This is a genomic window from Colwellia sp. BRX8-9 (assembly GCF_014077245.1).
GTDB lineage: Bacteria > Pseudomonadota > Gammaproteobacteria > Enterobacterales > Alteromonadaceae > Colwellia_A.
In genome coordinates, this window is record NZ_JACGVN010000028.1 from 1 (window position 1) to 14,598 (window position 14,598).

Sequence of the window (14,598 nt, forward strand, 5' to 3'; positions counted from 1 at the left end):
AACGGGACAGTACCTCTAGCGTCGTCCAGTTGTTAGCTTTTTCACTATCAACATGAAGGACTAAATGTAAGTGATTATTCATGACAGCGTGAGCACAAATATCAATAGCAAACACCTGAGATAATGTAAAAATGCGTTGTTCAATCCAATGACGCCTGTGCTCATAACTGATACCGGTTTCTTTATCAATACCACATAAAAAGGCTTTGCGAACGGTTTGACTGCAAATATGATAATACGGCGTATCAGATAAACTAATTTGTTGTGAACGAGGCTTGGGCATAATAATCACCACACTTATAAGAGGGTAAATTAAGTGTAGTTTATTGTTGAAAAAACAAACAAGTTATTATGGGTGGCTTAATTAGCGGCATTATGAATAATGGAGATGGTTTTCAATTGCCAAAGCTTAGCTCCAGTGTGTTAGAGGCTTACTTTAAGTTAACTGCACTAATGAATAAAAATGAACCATACACCAATACAGGAGAAAATGACTGACCGCAGTTGGTACTGATTTGACGTTAATGCACTGAAAAAGTTAATGTCTATCTAGAGCGAATAGCGGAAGTAGAATAAAGTACCCATAAATGAAGCATATAAACCTTATTGAAGAATTAGATATTGAAAACTATGAAATTGTTGAAGGTGAAAAAGCCTTGAGAATAGCTCATGAGTGGCTTTCTATTTTTCATTCTGAGAAGACATCTTTTAAAGGTATTTTACGCGGTAAAACTTATATGTGGGATTTGCTAAAGTGTGAACATGACAGAGAAGAAGCTTTAGATCTTTATAACACTCATAATTCACCTAAATATGTTGTGATGGAAGATTGTTTCGGTCATGACGATCAAGTGGTTTACATTACTAGAAACAAGCCCGAAAATAACAGTAAGCTCTTAGATTTCCATATTTACCCAACAAATCTGGCGTGGAGCATGGCTTTTACGCATGAGGATGGTTGGATTGGTCCAAAGTTTATTAAGCACTCTCAATATGAAAAACTAAATCATAAAAACATAAAGGCTTTGAGGACTATTAGCCAATATAGTTAACTTCTGAATATGAGAGGTATCGTTTCTTATTTCAGATAACTAACTGTCTCTCTATGTCACTCTTGAGTAAATCAGTAATATATCGCAATGTTATCAATGGCTCACCAACAGGTTAGAGCGATTAGCGGACTGTCGTACTCCATAATTATCATCATATATTTTCAGAGAATCAATAGAGTATAAAATGAAAAACATTTCACCAAAGCATGTTGGTATCTTATTAGGTGTTGCCTATGGAGTTATCATTAGAGTTATTTGGGAATTAGACCAGCTTAATGGTTTTGGCGGATTAGTTACCATTTCATTTATGTTTATAGTGCCATTTGTCATTGGCTTTATACGTATCTATTTCGAATATAAAGTTAAAGATGAACTAACAGCAGGAGAGATGACTGTAATAGCTTGGCAGCCTATATTTGTTTTCTTATTAGCAAGTATAGTAACTTTATTAGAAGGTAGTATTTGTGTATTAATTGCATTACCTGCATTTATGTTCTTTTCCAGTCTAGGAGGCTTAACAGCAGGTTACGGATTAAAACACTTCAAGAATAAGCCGGGTACTTTATCTTGTGTCGCATTAATTCCACTTATAATTGCTCCTGTTGAAATAAATTACCTCCAACTATCAAATGTTTATACTATTGAAAATACAATTATAATTGATGCATCACCTTCACATGTTTGGGGTGAACTTGGCAATGTTAACCATATAGATAAAGATGAATTACCATTTTCATTTACACAGTTAATGGGAGTCCCAGCCCCTGTTTCCGCAAAAATGTCAGGAGCTAATGTGGGTAGTGTTAGAACTAGTATTTGGGAGAAAAATGTGAAATTTAATGAAGTTATTACAGAATGGAGCATTAACGAGAAAATGTCATACCGTTTTGAAATAGACCCCGACACTATTCCTGATACTTCTTTAGATAAGCACGTCAAATTGGGTGGTGATTACTTCTCTCCTTTAACTGGGTTTTATAAAATAAACCATCTAGAAAATGGGAAGAGTGAATTAATTCTCTCTACAACCGTTCAGGATAATACTAACTTTGGTGTGTATTCTAGAATTTGGGGGGAATTTATTTTTAGGGATTTTCATACATCCTTATTAAAACTTATGAAAGCTAGAGCTGAAGTTTAATGTCTTTTACTTCCACTTCTTGCACTATTTTGACGTAAAAAACTGATATTGTTATGGTCTGTAAAGAATGAACAGCGGAAGTTAGGATATAAGGGAATTATGAAAGCTATATTATACGTCGCCATTTTATTATTAAGCATGGGTGCAGTATCAAAAGAAATAAAAGACCCAAGTCACTCTGATTTACTCATTACATATCAAAAATTAAAAGCTAAAGCTGTTGATGGTGATGTAGACAGCCAATATGAAATTTGGCATTTTGCCAAGAACAATCGGCCTAAATTAGATAATAGCCTTCGTGAAGCGTTTAGTTTTATAACTAAAGCAGGACAAGCAGGACATGCTGGAGCACAATTTACTATTGGTTCCATGTATCAAACAGGAACAATGCGGGAAAAGAATAGTGATGTTGCTCTTACTTGGCTTCTTGGAGCGGCTAATAGTGGTCATATAAAAGCGCAACTCCTTACGGCCAATAATTATGCAAATAGAGCTGTAGACGCGGATGATGATGCAGAAAAAAGTAAAAATGAAAAACTAGCTGTATATTGGTATGAACAATCAATTAAAGAGAATGATGTACTCGCTATTAGAGTTTATGGAATATTTCTCTTTGTGCTTGATACATTTTCAGAAAAATCAAAAAATCTTCTAGAACGAGCAGCTAAAGAGAATGATTCTTCTGCGATGTACTGGCTAGGTAAAATGTATGCTCATCGGTGGAGTGACAAAAGAGGGGATATTGAGTTTAATCTTGCTCATTCATGGCTTGAAAAAGCTAAAAAAAATGGGTATAAATCTCAAGAATTTATCGATGGATTGAATGAAATGAAAAAGAACTACCTAGAAAGAATAGCAAAAGAAAATAGCAAATAGCTCAGACATCCTACAGTCCCCTAATGGCTGCTTTTTTATTTCTGCATTAGGTCATGTTTGTGGCAAGAATGTCCATTAAGACTCAATCATCATTTAACGAGTGCTAGTTTCGAACATTATCCGCAGCTACAATTTTCCTCGAAAAAAAAACCACTCAATGAGTGGTTTTTTTATGCGTTAAATTTATGCTGGAAAGTAAGACTTATCTAACCATTATACTAAGCTTGTGAGATTAAATGAACATCGCGTTGTGGGAATGGGATCTCGATATTGTTTTCTTTCAGGGCTAAGTAAATTGCTTTGTAGGCTTTAAATTTAGCATCATAATAATTAGCCGTGGGTGTCCATAAGCGTATCGAAATATTGATAGAGCTGTCAGCAAACTCGCTAATACCAATTTGTGGTTCGCGTGATTCTCCAACGATATTGAGTTCATCTATCGTTTTTTCTAAAATAGTAACCACTTGCAGTGGGTCTTCTTTATAGGCGATACCCACCGTTAACTCTAATAATGAGTCATGTTTAGAATTGTGTAATATCTCGCCAACAATATGTTTGTTCGGTATGGTGATCGCAACACTGTCTTGGTCATGAATTATGGTATAAGCCAGAAGAACTTCTTTGACTATGCCGGTAACACCGCGCACCGTTATGGTATCACCAACCACGAAGGGGCGAATAATAATAATATTAAAACCAGCGGCATAGTTAGCTAATAAACCTTGTAAGGCTAAACCTGCGCCAAGAGAAATGGCACCAATGGCAGCTATAAATGGCGTAACACTAATGCCTAATTTACTTAGCGAGATAACGGTTATCATAATGACGATAAGCATTTTGGTGGTACTGGCCAAAAACTGACTTAAGGTGATATCAAGTTTATGTTTTGTACATAGTCTCAATACAACATTGGATATTTTGCCTGCGACGATATAACCGAGCGCGAAAATGATGAAGGCGCCAATTAATTGGAAGGTATAATTAGCAAAAAAATCAACAATGATATTATAAATATAACTGACCTGATCTATTTCTTGTCGTAATAAATCGGTTGGTGCTAGAGAGAGTGTTTTTTCTGCTACTGGGCTTTCACTTGCTACTTTTTCAAACATATATTTTCCATGAGTTTTCGGTGTTAGATTATGTGGAGTTCAATTAACAGCATAGCGCTATTGGTTAATGTTAAGGGCGGTAAAGCTAATAATATGCATGGTAATAGCCATAAATAAAGACTATCGCTTTATTTTATCTTTTTCACCCAATAGGTTATGCTTAAACTTCAGGTTGAATTCTACCCAGTAACGTATTAAAAAGCACTCAATTATTCATGAATGAACAAACCTCAATATGGCAAAGGGACTATCAATCAGCTGATTTTGCTGAGCTTTGTAATGCGCTATATGAAAGAGAGTTGGGGCAGTTGAGTATAGATCCTCTTTTATCAGCCTCATTGATGCAGGGGCGATTAAAAAGTTTACCTCATTATATCAAGCGTACGGCAAATTCCATGTTACAGGTGCAAACACCCCTAAAGCTTGATGTGCAAAATGCAACTTGGTCAGCTAAACAAGGTGTACAGATGCCATTAAATGGTCAAGACAGCGAGTCAGTAAAGCAGTGGTATTTATCGGCAACGTTGCATCATGGCCTAGTGGTGCCTATTGCCAAAGATTCCACGATATTATTAGACTCTATTGACAGAATTGATCTTGAGCAACAGCGTTTTCGAACCAATCTTCATGGTTGGTTCTCTTTAAGCGAGCTTGAACAAAACCAGGCAATAGGGCAGTTACTCAAACCGAATAAGAAAGTGATGACGGCAGCTTGTAGTGGCCATTGTTGGTTAAATGCCCATCGAGCAAACCCTTTAACACCGAGTTTGCGTGAGTTGTTATTATCTTGCGCCATTAACTGGCGTAACTTTAAGCAATCGTTAGCAATTTAATTTTTAAAAATTATAAATGCGTTAATAATGTTTACACCAGCAAACACCCATTTATAATGGCAACCGTACTGGTACTTCTCTGACTAAATTTTAGGCTTTACATTAGGTTTTTATGCGCGCTATAACCGTACTATTACTGGTTTTTTTGATGTTATTACAATACCGACTATGGTTCGGGAAAAATAGTGTGCCTGACTATCTAGCTTTGGAACAAGAAGTTCAACGTCAAGTAGCAGACAATGACAAGCTCAAACAACGTAATAAATTATTATATGCTGATACCGACGATTTAAAATCAGGCGTTGAAGCTATTGAAGAGCGCGCTAGAAATGAGTTAGGGATGATAAAAGAAAACGAAACATTCTTTCGTTTAATACCCTCTGAAAAAAACACCATGCAAATAGACCCGGAATAACAACGTTATGCTAATTAATCCAACAGAGCTCACTCAACAATTTATTGCTGTTGTCCCTGCCGCGGGTGCAGGTAAACGTATGCAGGCAAATTGCCCTAAGCAATATTTAACTATTGATAATAAAACGATTTTAGAACACACCATTGAACGCCTGTTAAGTCATCCGTCGATAAATAAAGTCATTATCGCGCTTAGTGCAAATGATGAATATTACCCACAAACTTCATTGATCAATAATGCTCAGGTTGAAACGGTTATTGGTGGCAAAGAACGAGTTGATTCAGTACTGGCTGGATTAACAGCGATTGACCCTGATCACTATTCTTGGGTCTTGGTGCATGATGCCGCGAGACCTTGTGTTACTCATGATGATATTTCAACGTTAATTGCTCGTTGCCTAGCAAAAGAAGTGGGCGGATTATTAGCTGCACCGGTGCGAGACACCATGAAACGATCGGTTTTGAGTACGTTAAATGGTCAGCAAGTTTTATCAACGGTAGCGCGAGAGCATTTATGGCACGCGCTAACACCACAAATGTTTCCCGTGCGAGAATTAAAAGCAGCGATTATTAATGGCCTTAATCAGGGAGCTGAACTCACTGATGAATCATCAGCAATTGAACGGGCTAATTTACCTAGTCTGTTAGTTTCGGCAAGCAGTGAAAATATAAAAATTACTCATCCAGATGATCTCGCTTTAGCCGCTTTTTTCTTAGCTAAGCAAAAACAACAGCAACAAAAACCAACATTACAGGAAACACCATGAGAATAGGTCACGGCTTTGATGTACACAAATTTGGTGGCAAAGGCCCTATTGTTTTAGCCGGTGTAGAAATAGATTATCCGCAAGGCTTTATTGCTCACTCGGATGGTGATGTTGCTATTCACGCTTTGTGTGACGCAATATTGGGTGCGCTTTGCTTAGCCGATATTGGTAATCACTTTCCCGATACAGATGGTCAGTATGAAAATATCGATAGTCGAATTTTATTAAAGCATGTGGTTGGTTTAATGATTGAAAAAGGCTATCAACTCGGTAATGCCGATATTACTATCGTTGCACAAGCCCCTAAAATAGCGCCACATTTATTGGCGATGCGTACTTGCTTAAGTGAAGACTTACAAGCAGAGCTAGATCAAGTGAATGTAAAAGCAACCACGACTGAAAAGTTAGGTTATGCAGGTCGTAAAGAAGGTGTGGCTGTTCACGCTGTGGTCTTACTGACAAAATCTTCTGCAGCCGTTATAGAGAATAATCAATAAAATGAGCAAGTCATTACAATATTTATATACCCAACCGAATGCAACTGGCCAACTTCGTAGTGAAATGTCTGATTTTAAGGTCTTTGAAAAATTACCTTTTGAACCTTGCGGCGAAGGCGAACATTTATTTATTCACCTGAGAAAAACTGGCGCCAATACGCTGGTTGTTGCCCGAGAGTTGGCTAAATACTTTAAGGTAAAAGAAGGCTTAGTATCTTATGCCGGCTTAAAAGACAGATTTGCTGTTACCGAGCAGTGGTTCGGTATTCACCTACCAGGCAAAGCGATTTATGATTTAAGTGACTTAGCCATTGAAGGTGTTGAAGTTATTTCCCAACAACGTCATAACAAAAAGTTACGCATCGGAGCGTTGTCAGGTAATCGCTTCGAATTAGTGTTACGTAATGTCAGTAATACCGATGATGTCTTACGCCGCTGGGCTGCGGTTAGCCAATTTGGTGTGCCTAACTACTTTGGTGAACAACGCTTTGGTATTAATGGCGGCAACCTTGAAAGAGCGTTGGAGTTATTTCAAGGTAAGAAAGTAAAAGATAAAAAGAAACGAGGCCTGTATTTATCGGCGGCTCGCTCAGAAATATTTAATCAAATAATCAGTACTCGTATTGAAAAAAATCAGTTTGAATCTTTACAAACGGGTGATGTTTTTATGTTAAGCGGTACACAGTCGGTATTTTTGGCTGATGAAATTGACGCAACCATTCGTCAACGCTTTCAAGAAAAAGATATCGACCTAACGGCTGCGCTGTGGGGCGCTGGCGAATTAATGTCGCAAGGTGAATCACAACAGCTAGAGCAGCAGGTTGCCGATGGTTACGCTGACTTTTGCCAAGGTTTAGCTAAGTTTGGTTTAAAGCAAGAACGACGTAGAATTAGGTTGTCGTTAACTGAAGGCAGTATAAAGTCGGTTGATGACACCATAACATTGAGCTTCTTTTTGCCTTCTGGTTGTTATGCAACCACCATTTTACGTGAATTAATCAGTTATCAAGATATGACAGAGCGAGCGGTAAACTAATGAAAATATTACTCAGTAATGATGACGGTGTTCATGCTTTAGGCATTAAAGTTTTATACGACGAATTAGTAAAAATGGCTGAGGTAACGGTAGTCGCACCCGATAGAAACTGTAGTGGTGCCAGTAACTCTTTAACGCTAATGAACCCGCTACGCATTCAAACGTTAGACAACGGTTTCATTTCAGTAAACGGCACGCCAACCGATTCAGTTCATCTTGGTATCAGTCAGCTGGTTACACCTGATTTGGTTGTTGCCGGTATTAACTGTGGCGCAAACCTAGGCGACGATACTTTATATTCAGGTACGGTCGCGGCGGCAACAGAAGGGCGCCATATGGGAATGCCAGCAATCGCTGTTTCCTTGGTGGGTCAAAGTGAACAAAATTACCAAACAGCTGCCGTGGTTACGGCAAAATTTATTCAACGTTTACAATCTCATCCATTAGCCGTCGATCAAATTATCAATATTAATGTCCCTGATATTCCGCTTAGTGAATTAAAAGGTGTCAAGGTGACACGCTTGGGTAATCGTCATAAAGCAGAAATGATGGAAAAAACTCAAGACCCATGGCAACGTGATATATATTGGTACGGTCGATTAGGCCAAGAGCAAGACTGTGGCGAAGGTACAGACTTTCATGCTATTGCCAATGGTTATGCATCGATAACCCCGTTAACTGTTGATATGACCGCCCATGATAGTTTGGCATCGATCACTCGTTGGGTCGGCGACTTAATCATTTAAGTTACCGTTGAGTTATTGCTAAATTTTAGATAAATCACATGTTAATTTGAAAATAAAAAAAATAAAAAGAGCAGGTTATGAATGTAAGGGTAGGGAGCAATGTGAGCGGTAAATCACGTCGTAGCGGCGAGCTATTAGCGCAAAAATTATACGCAGAAGGGATACGTGATCAGCGGGTGTTGCAAGCGATTGCTCAATCACCTCGTCATATTTTTGTTCCTGAAATCTTAGCGCATAAAGCATACGACAATACGGCTTTGCCTATTGGGCAGGGACAAACTATTTCTCAACCTTATATAGTGGCAAAAATGTCAGAATTATTATTAGCGGACGGTGTCCCTGACAGCATTCTAGAAATAGGGACAGGGTCTGGTTATCAAACATCCATCCTTACACAATTGGTCGCTAAAGTTTTTTCGGTCGAGCGTATTAAGGCATTACAATGGCAGGCGAAACGTCGCTTGCAATCAATAGATTTAAATAACGTCTCAATGAAGCACGGTGATGGCTGGCAAGGATGGAGTAGTAAGTCTCCCTTTCAAGCGATTATTGTTACTGCAGCGCCAACCGAAGTGCCTAAGGCATTACTGGAACAGTTAGCTGATGGTGGGCGCTTAGTGATACCTGTTGGCACAGATACGCAAATACTGAAAGTTATTACTCGTCATGGCGATGAGTACAAAGAACAACAAGTTGAAATGGTTAAATTTGTACCGCTTGTGCCCGGGGCGTTAATTTAATTTTTCATCGCTTAATATAAAAAATTGTGCCGGTACGTTAATGCCATAGCCCTAAATTAGCTGCAGAGTATTGCAGTCTTTGCATAAATAAACTAAACAATATTACTCACTCTTTATTATCTGAAAAAAAGGTATGATTTAATTGAAAATTTTTTCAAAAATGTATGAATGGACACTTCGTTTTGCTGAACATAAATTTGCGCCAAGAATGTTGGCACTATTAACTTTTGCTGAATCTATATTTTTCCCTATTCCCCCTGATGTGCTTCTAGCACCCATGGTGCTGGCTAAACCACACAAAGCATGGTCTTACGCCACATTAACAACGATAGCTTCAATTTTGGGAGGCTCTGTTGGTTATTTACTCGGTTATTATATGTTTGAACCTTGGATACAACCGGCAATTACCGCTATGGGTAAGCAAGACGCTTTTGACGCCGTTGTGCTGTGGTTTCAGCAGTGGGGTGTTTGGGTCGTCTTTATTGCTGGATTTTCACCGATCCCTTATAAATTATTCACAGTCAGTGCTGGCTTCTTACATATGGCTTTTCTGCCGTTTTTAATTGCTTCAGCAATTGGTCGTGGAATGCGATTTTTCTTGGTTGCCGGTATTATTCGCTGGGGAGGGGCCGCCATGGAACAAAAGATAAGACAATGGGTAGATATACTGGGTTGGCTAATTGTTGCGCTTATTATTGTGGCCTATTTTGTTTTTCGTTAAATCAATACAGACGACACTAGGATGGTTTTTTGATTTTAAATCGTGAAAATTATGCTCTATTAAGCACTAAAAAAATCACTTATGTGGTTTTTTTAGTGCTTAGTTTGTCTGTGGTAAGTTGTTCTTCTAACCATAAACCGGCCCCCGTTGTTGATGTTCAAGGCTCAGTTCCATTAAGTAAGCGTGTTAAAAATAGCTTAAAAGGTCGCGAGTACATCGTTAAAAAAGGTGAAACCTTATATTCTATTGCTTGGCGAGCTAATGTTGATATTAGTAGCTTAGCCACTTTTAATAATCTGGTATCTCCTTACAAAATATTCCCTGGACAAAAATTATTTTTAGTTAAAAATTCGAGCCAAGCCACTAGTAATATAGCGCGCAATGAAAAGCCGAAAAGTAACATACCAACAAGGGTAAAAAAACCTGTTGCATCAAATAAAAAGCAGGCGTATGGTAAAAATGTAAGAGGGCAAAAAGTAAACAATAAAACCTCTGCAAATGGCACAAGTTTTTCTCAAAAAATAAGAAATTGGTTGTGGCCTGCTCAAGGAAAAGTTATTGAAGGTTTTTCTACAGCAAAACAAGGTAACAAAGGAATAAACATCGCAGGTATACGTGGTGACTCGATTAAATCGACAGCTGATGGCGTGGTGGTTTATGCCGGAGATGCTTTACGAGGATACGGTCAGCTAATTATTGTTAAACATAATGATGATTACCTTAGTGCTTATGCTCATAACGATAGTATCTTAGTGAAAGAACAACAGTCGGTAAAAGCGGGTCAGGTTATAGCGAAAATGGGTGATACAGACGCTGAAAGAGTCATGCTTCATTTTGAAGTTCGCTTTCGTGGTAAATCAGTAAACCCTATGAAGTACCTGTCTAAATAACAACAAATAATAATAATAATAAATTGGAGTTAGTGTGCATATTTAATCATTGATAGTTGGCTTTGCTAAATCTTGGGAGATACAGCATGAGTATAGAAAAAGAATTGGTAAGTACTAGTGTAGATAAAAAAGAATCAACTAGATCATCATCTAAAGATAGAGAAGATGTACCATCGAATTTAGACGCCACTCAATTATATTTAAGCGAAATTGGATTTTCTCCATTACTTAGCGCTGAAGAAGAAGTGTACTTTTCTCGCCTTGCCCTTAAAGGTGATGAACCCTCAAGAAAACGGATGATCGAAAGTAATCTGCGTTTAGTTGTTAAAATTTCCCGTCGTTATAATAATCGTGGTTTACCCTTACTTGACCTTATTGAAGAAGGTAATTTAGGCTTGATCCGCGCAGTAGAAAAATTTGATCCCGAACGAGGATTTCGTTTTTCAACTTATGCAACATGGTGGATACGTCAAACGATCGAACGTGCCATTATGAATCAAACACGCACTATTCGTCTCCCTATCCATGTCGTTAAAGAACTCAATATTTATTTACGCACTTCGCGTGAATTAGTACAAAAGCTTGATCACGAACCTACCGCTGAAGATATTGCTGAAGCGCTTGATGTGCCAGTCGCTAATGTCACTAAAATGCTGCGTCTAAATGAACGTATGACCTCAGTCGATTCATCCTTCGGTGGTGAAAACGATAAAGTATTACTTGATGTTATCCCGGATGATAAAAGTGGTGGTCCAGAAGGTAGCTTGCAAACATCTGACATTAAAAATAATATTATTCACTGGTTAAACGAACTTAACTCTAAGCAACGTGAAGTACTTGCCCGTCGTTTTGGCTTATTAGGATATGAAGCGGCAACATTAGAAGATGTTGGCGTAGAAATTGGTTTAACACGTGAACGTGTTCGTCAAATTCAAGTTGAAGCGCTTAAGCGTTTACGTGATATTTTAAGTCAACAAGACTTATCGATTGAAGCCTTGTTTCAAGCGTAGATATTTTAGCTTCGATAAAACAAAAAACCAGCAATTGCTGGTTTTTTTTACTTATTATTAAGGGCTACATTTTACTTTTAAACTCAAATAATAAATCTAATGCTTGTTTGGGGGTTAAATCGTTTACATCAATTGATGACAATGACTCGAGTACGGGGTGAGTGTTATCAATAAATGAAAGTTGCTCAAAGGGTTGTTGTTCGACATTGATAACAGAAGGAGCTTGTTGTCTTTCCAGTTCAGCCAAGCGTTGTTTAGCCCGTTGAATAACGGTCTTAGGCACACCGGCAAGTTGTGCAACCTGTAAGCCAAAGCTCTTACTTGCAGCGCCTTCTTGAACGGTATGCATAAAGACGATGGTATCACCATGCTCAACCGCATCTAAATGAACATTAACCAAGCTTGGTATCTGATCGGCTAACAGGGTTAGCTCAAAATAATGACTAGCGAATAAAGTAAAGGCTTTAGTTTTAATCGCCAGCATTTCAGCGCAAGCCCAAGCAAGAGATAAACCGTCATAAGTACTGGTTCCTCTGCCTATTTCATCAAGTAACACTAAACTTTTTTCTGTTGCATTATGGAGAATGTTTGCGGTTTCTGTCATTTCAACCATAAAGGTTGAACGACCACTCGCTAGGTCGTCAGAAGCGCCAATACGGGTAAATATTCGATCAACCATACTAATGTTTGCCGCATCAGCAGGGACATAGCAACCAATATGAGCCAATAAAACAATGAGCGCTGTTTGACGCATATAGGTTGATTTACCGCCCATATTAGGACCCGTAATGATCAACATCTTACGTTCATTATTTAAGGTAACAGGATTAGCAATAAAGGGCTCACTAGTCATTAACTCAACGACAGGATGACGACCGGCTTTAATCTCAATACCGTCATTTTGGCTTAGACTTGGTTTAACATAATTTAGGCTTTCTGCGCGTTCTGCAAAGGTATTTAAAACGTCTAGTTCTGCGACAGCTTGAGCAAGTAATTGCAGTTTTTCTAAATCAGGTAACACTAAATCGAACAATTCATCATATAAACGTTTTTCTAAGGCGAGAAACTTACTCTGTGCGCTAAGCACTTTTTCTTCGTGTTGCTTTAGTTCATTGGTAATAAAACGTTCGTTATTTTTTAAGGTTTGTCGGCGAATATAATCATCAGGTACATCGTTCGCGGCAGTACGACTCATTTCAATAAAGAAGCCATGAACCCTGTTATAGCCTACTTTTAAGGAACTAATACCGGTACGTTCTTTTTCACGCGCTTCGAGTTGGGCAAGAAATTCAGTTGCTCCATCACTTAAGTCACGTAAGACATCAAGTTCTTCATGATAGCCTTTGGCAATAACGCCACCATCACGGATAAGAACGGGTGGGTTTTCAACTAAAGCATGCTGTAATAAGTCGTGTAAGTCGGGTATTGGAAAGCTTTTTGACGCTAATTCAGTGATATGTGCTTGCTGACAAGTTTGTAAATGTTGCTGAAGTTCAGGCAATTGATTTAAAGCATTACGTAAACGAGCAAAATCTCTTGGACGCGCAGAGCGTAAGGCAATGCGAGAAACAATACGCTCAATATCACCAAAAGATTTAAGTTGGCTAAATAATTCAGTCGTTAAATCTTGTGACAATAGTTCACTAATTGCATTTTGACGTGCAGTTAATATGTTTAAATCACGTAAAGGAAAATGTAACCAACGTTTTAGTAATCTAGAACCCATTGGTGTCGCTGACTTATCTAATACCGATGCTAGGGTATTTTCAAAGCCACCTTGTAAGTTTTGCGTGAGTTCTAAATTACGACGAGTTGCCGCATCTAAAATGACACCAGAAGCAGAAGACTCACAAATAATGGCTCGAATGTGAGGAAGCGCACTGCGTTGACATTCTTTTACATATTGAAATAAACAACCAGCGGCCATTAAGCCTAATGATTTATCACCAACACCAAAGCCAGAAAGTTCTTTAGTGCCAAATTGTGTATTTAGTAAATTAGTAGCTGTGTCTAAATCAAACTCCCATTCAGGTCTTCTTCTTAATCCTTGATAGCCTTTTAGTAACCCTGGCACTGAGAACGATTCACTGTAGAGTAATTCAGCAGGAGATAAACGCTGTAGTTCAGCTTGTAACTGTTCAATGGTATTTGGCTCAGTCAGTACAAAGCGACCACTGGTCATATCAAGATAAGACAGCCCAAAGCGTTGCGATGACTTATTATTACCTTCACTTACCGCAACAATTAGATTGTCATGCTTATCAAGTAATAATGCTTCATCACTCACCGTACCTGGGGTAATAACTCTAACAACTTTACGTTCAACAGGGCCTTTACTGGTTGCTGGGTCACCAATTTGTTCACAAATAGCAACAGATTCACCCAGTTGTACTAATTTTGCTAGATAATTTTCCACCGCATGATAGGGAACGCCTGCCATAGGTATTGCATTGCCACCTGTCTTGCCGCGAGCGGTTAATGAAATATCGAGCAAATCAGATGCTTTTTTCGCATCATCAAAAAATAACTCGTAAAAGTCACCCATGCGATAAAAAATTAAAATATGAGGGAACTCAGCTTTAATGGTTAAGTACTGGCGCATCATAGGGGTGTGTGAGGATAAGTCTAAGTTTGCTGTGGTCATTTCTATGCGGTAACTCATAAGTTCAATGAAAGAGTAAGGTGGCAATTATGTCATAACTGGCAAATTTAGACTCTATTTATTTAACTAAAATTTTTACTGAATACGATAAAGTTTAGGCA

15 protein-coding genes and 1 pseudogene are annotated in these 14,598 nt (G+C 38.3%); 13 read left to right on the top strand and 3 right to left on the bottom strand.

What is annotated here, in order from left to right; translation table 11 throughout:
• A pseudogene (locus H4J70_RS17815) lies at positions 1 to 283 on the bottom strand (transposase); the annotation flags it as partial.
• 304 nt (positions 284 to 587) lie between these two features.
• Here H4J70_RS17815 and H4J70_RS17820 point away from each other — a divergent pair.
• From H4J70_RS17820 to H4J70_RS17830, 3 genes are all read left to right on the top strand, one after another.
• Entirely contained in the window at positions 588 to 1,052 is a 465-nt protein-coding gene (locus H4J70_RS17820) for a hypothetical protein (protein WP_182216931.1), read from the top strand.
• A gap of 184 nt (positions 1,053 to 1,236) precedes the next feature.
• Positions 1,237 to 2,193 (top strand): hypothetical protein, encoded by a 957-nt coding sequence (locus tag H4J70_RS17825; RefSeq protein ID WP_182222723.1) that lies wholly within the window; start codon positions 1,237 to 1,239, stop codon positions 2,191 to 2,193.
• A gap of 99 nt (positions 2,194 to 2,292) precedes the next feature.
• Positions 2,293 to 3,069, top strand: a complete 777-nt coding sequence (locus H4J70_RS17830; RefSeq protein WP_182222724.1) for a tetratricopeptide repeat protein — start codon at positions 2,293 to 2,295, stop codon at positions 3,067 to 3,069.
• Between the two features lie 218 nt (positions 3,070 to 3,287).
• Here H4J70_RS17830 and H4J70_RS17835 read toward each other — a convergent pair whose 3' ends face one another.
• Positions 3,288 to 4,181, bottom strand: a complete 894-nt coding sequence (locus H4J70_RS17835; protein ID WP_182216936.1) for a mechanosensitive ion channel family protein — start codon at positions 4,179 to 4,181, stop codon at positions 3,288 to 3,290.
• 215 nt (positions 4,182 to 4,396) lie between these two features.
• Here H4J70_RS17835 and H4J70_RS17840 point away from each other — a divergent pair, with 215 nt between their 5' ends.
• The 10 genes from H4J70_RS17840 (at position 4,397) to rpoS (ending at position 11,835) form a co-directional block, all read left to right on the top strand.
• Positions 4,397 to 5,014, top strand: a complete 618-nt coding sequence (locus H4J70_RS17840) for a hypothetical protein (protein ID WP_182251593.1) — start codon at positions 4,397 to 4,399, stop codon at positions 5,012 to 5,014.
• Positions 5,015 to 5,126: 112 nt separating this feature from the next.
• Positions 5,127 to 5,429 carry a cell division protein FtsB gene (gene ftsB, locus H4J70_RS17845; RefSeq protein ID WP_070374505.1) on the top strand — a complete coding sequence of 101 codons (303 nt, stop codon included), beginning with the start codon at positions 5,127 to 5,129 and terminating at the stop codon, positions 5,427 to 5,429.
• A 7-nt stretch (positions 5,430 to 5,436) separates the two neighbouring features.
• A complete protein-coding gene (gene ispD / locus H4J70_RS17850) occupies positions 5,437 to 6,195 on the top strand; it encodes a 2-C-methyl-D-erythritol 4-phosphate cytidylyltransferase (protein WP_182251594.1) in 759 nt (252 codons plus the stop codon).
• On the top strand, positions 6,192 to 6,692 hold the full coding sequence (gene ispF / locus H4J70_RS17855) for a 2-C-methyl-D-erythritol 2,4-cyclodiphosphate synthase (protein WP_070374503.1): 501 nt from the start codon (positions 6,192 to 6,194) through the stop codon (positions 6,690 to 6,692). The genes ispD and ispF overlap by 4 nt, the downstream gene beginning before the upstream one ends.
• Position 6,693: 1 nt before the next feature.
• Complete coding sequence (gene truD / locus H4J70_RS17860) at positions 6,694 to 7,728, top strand: tRNA pseudouridine(13) synthase TruD (RefSeq protein WP_182251595.1); 1,035 nt, start codon at positions 6,694 to 6,696, stop codon at positions 7,726 to 7,728.
• On the top strand, positions 7,728 to 8,474 hold the full coding sequence (gene surE, locus H4J70_RS17865; RefSeq protein ID WP_182222729.1) for a 5'/3'-nucleotidase SurE: 747 nt from the start codon (positions 7,728 to 7,730) through the stop codon (positions 8,472 to 8,474). Before truD ends, surE begins: the two co-directional genes overlap by 1 nt.
• A gap of 77 nt (positions 8,475 to 8,551) precedes the next feature.
• The gene (locus H4J70_RS17870; RefSeq protein ID WP_070374500.1) at positions 8,552 to 9,214 is read left to right on the top strand and encodes a protein-L-isoaspartate(D-aspartate) O-methyltransferase; all 663 of its coding nucleotides are present in this window, start codon (positions 8,552 to 8,554) and stop codon (positions 9,212 to 9,214) included.
• A gap of 142 nt (positions 9,215 to 9,356) precedes the next feature.
• A complete protein-coding gene (locus H4J70_RS17875; protein WP_182216947.1) occupies positions 9,357 to 9,935 on the top strand; it encodes a YqaA family protein in 579 nt (192 codons plus the stop codon).
• A gap of 29 nt (positions 9,936 to 9,964) precedes the next feature.
• Entirely contained in the window at positions 9,965 to 10,825 is an 861-nt protein-coding gene (locus H4J70_RS17880) for a peptidoglycan DD-metalloendopeptidase family protein (RefSeq protein ID WP_220465347.1), read from the top strand.
• A gap of 86 nt (positions 10,826 to 10,911) precedes the next feature.
• Positions 10,912 to 11,835, top strand: coding sequence for an RNA polymerase sigma factor RpoS (gene rpoS / locus H4J70_RS17885; RefSeq protein ID WP_182251596.1), 924 nt, complete (start codon positions 10,912 to 10,914; stop codon positions 11,833 to 11,835).
• A gap of 64 nt (positions 11,836 to 11,899) precedes the next feature.
• On the opposite strand, the gene mutS is transcribed toward rpoS, so the two are convergent.
• The gene (gene mutS, locus H4J70_RS17890; protein ID WP_182216988.1) at positions 11,900 to 14,479 is read right to left on the bottom strand and encodes a DNA mismatch repair protein MutS; all 2,580 of its coding nucleotides are present in this window, start codon (positions 14,477 to 14,479) and stop codon (positions 11,900 to 11,902) included.
• Between the last annotated feature and the right edge of the window lie 119 nt (positions 14,480 to 14,598).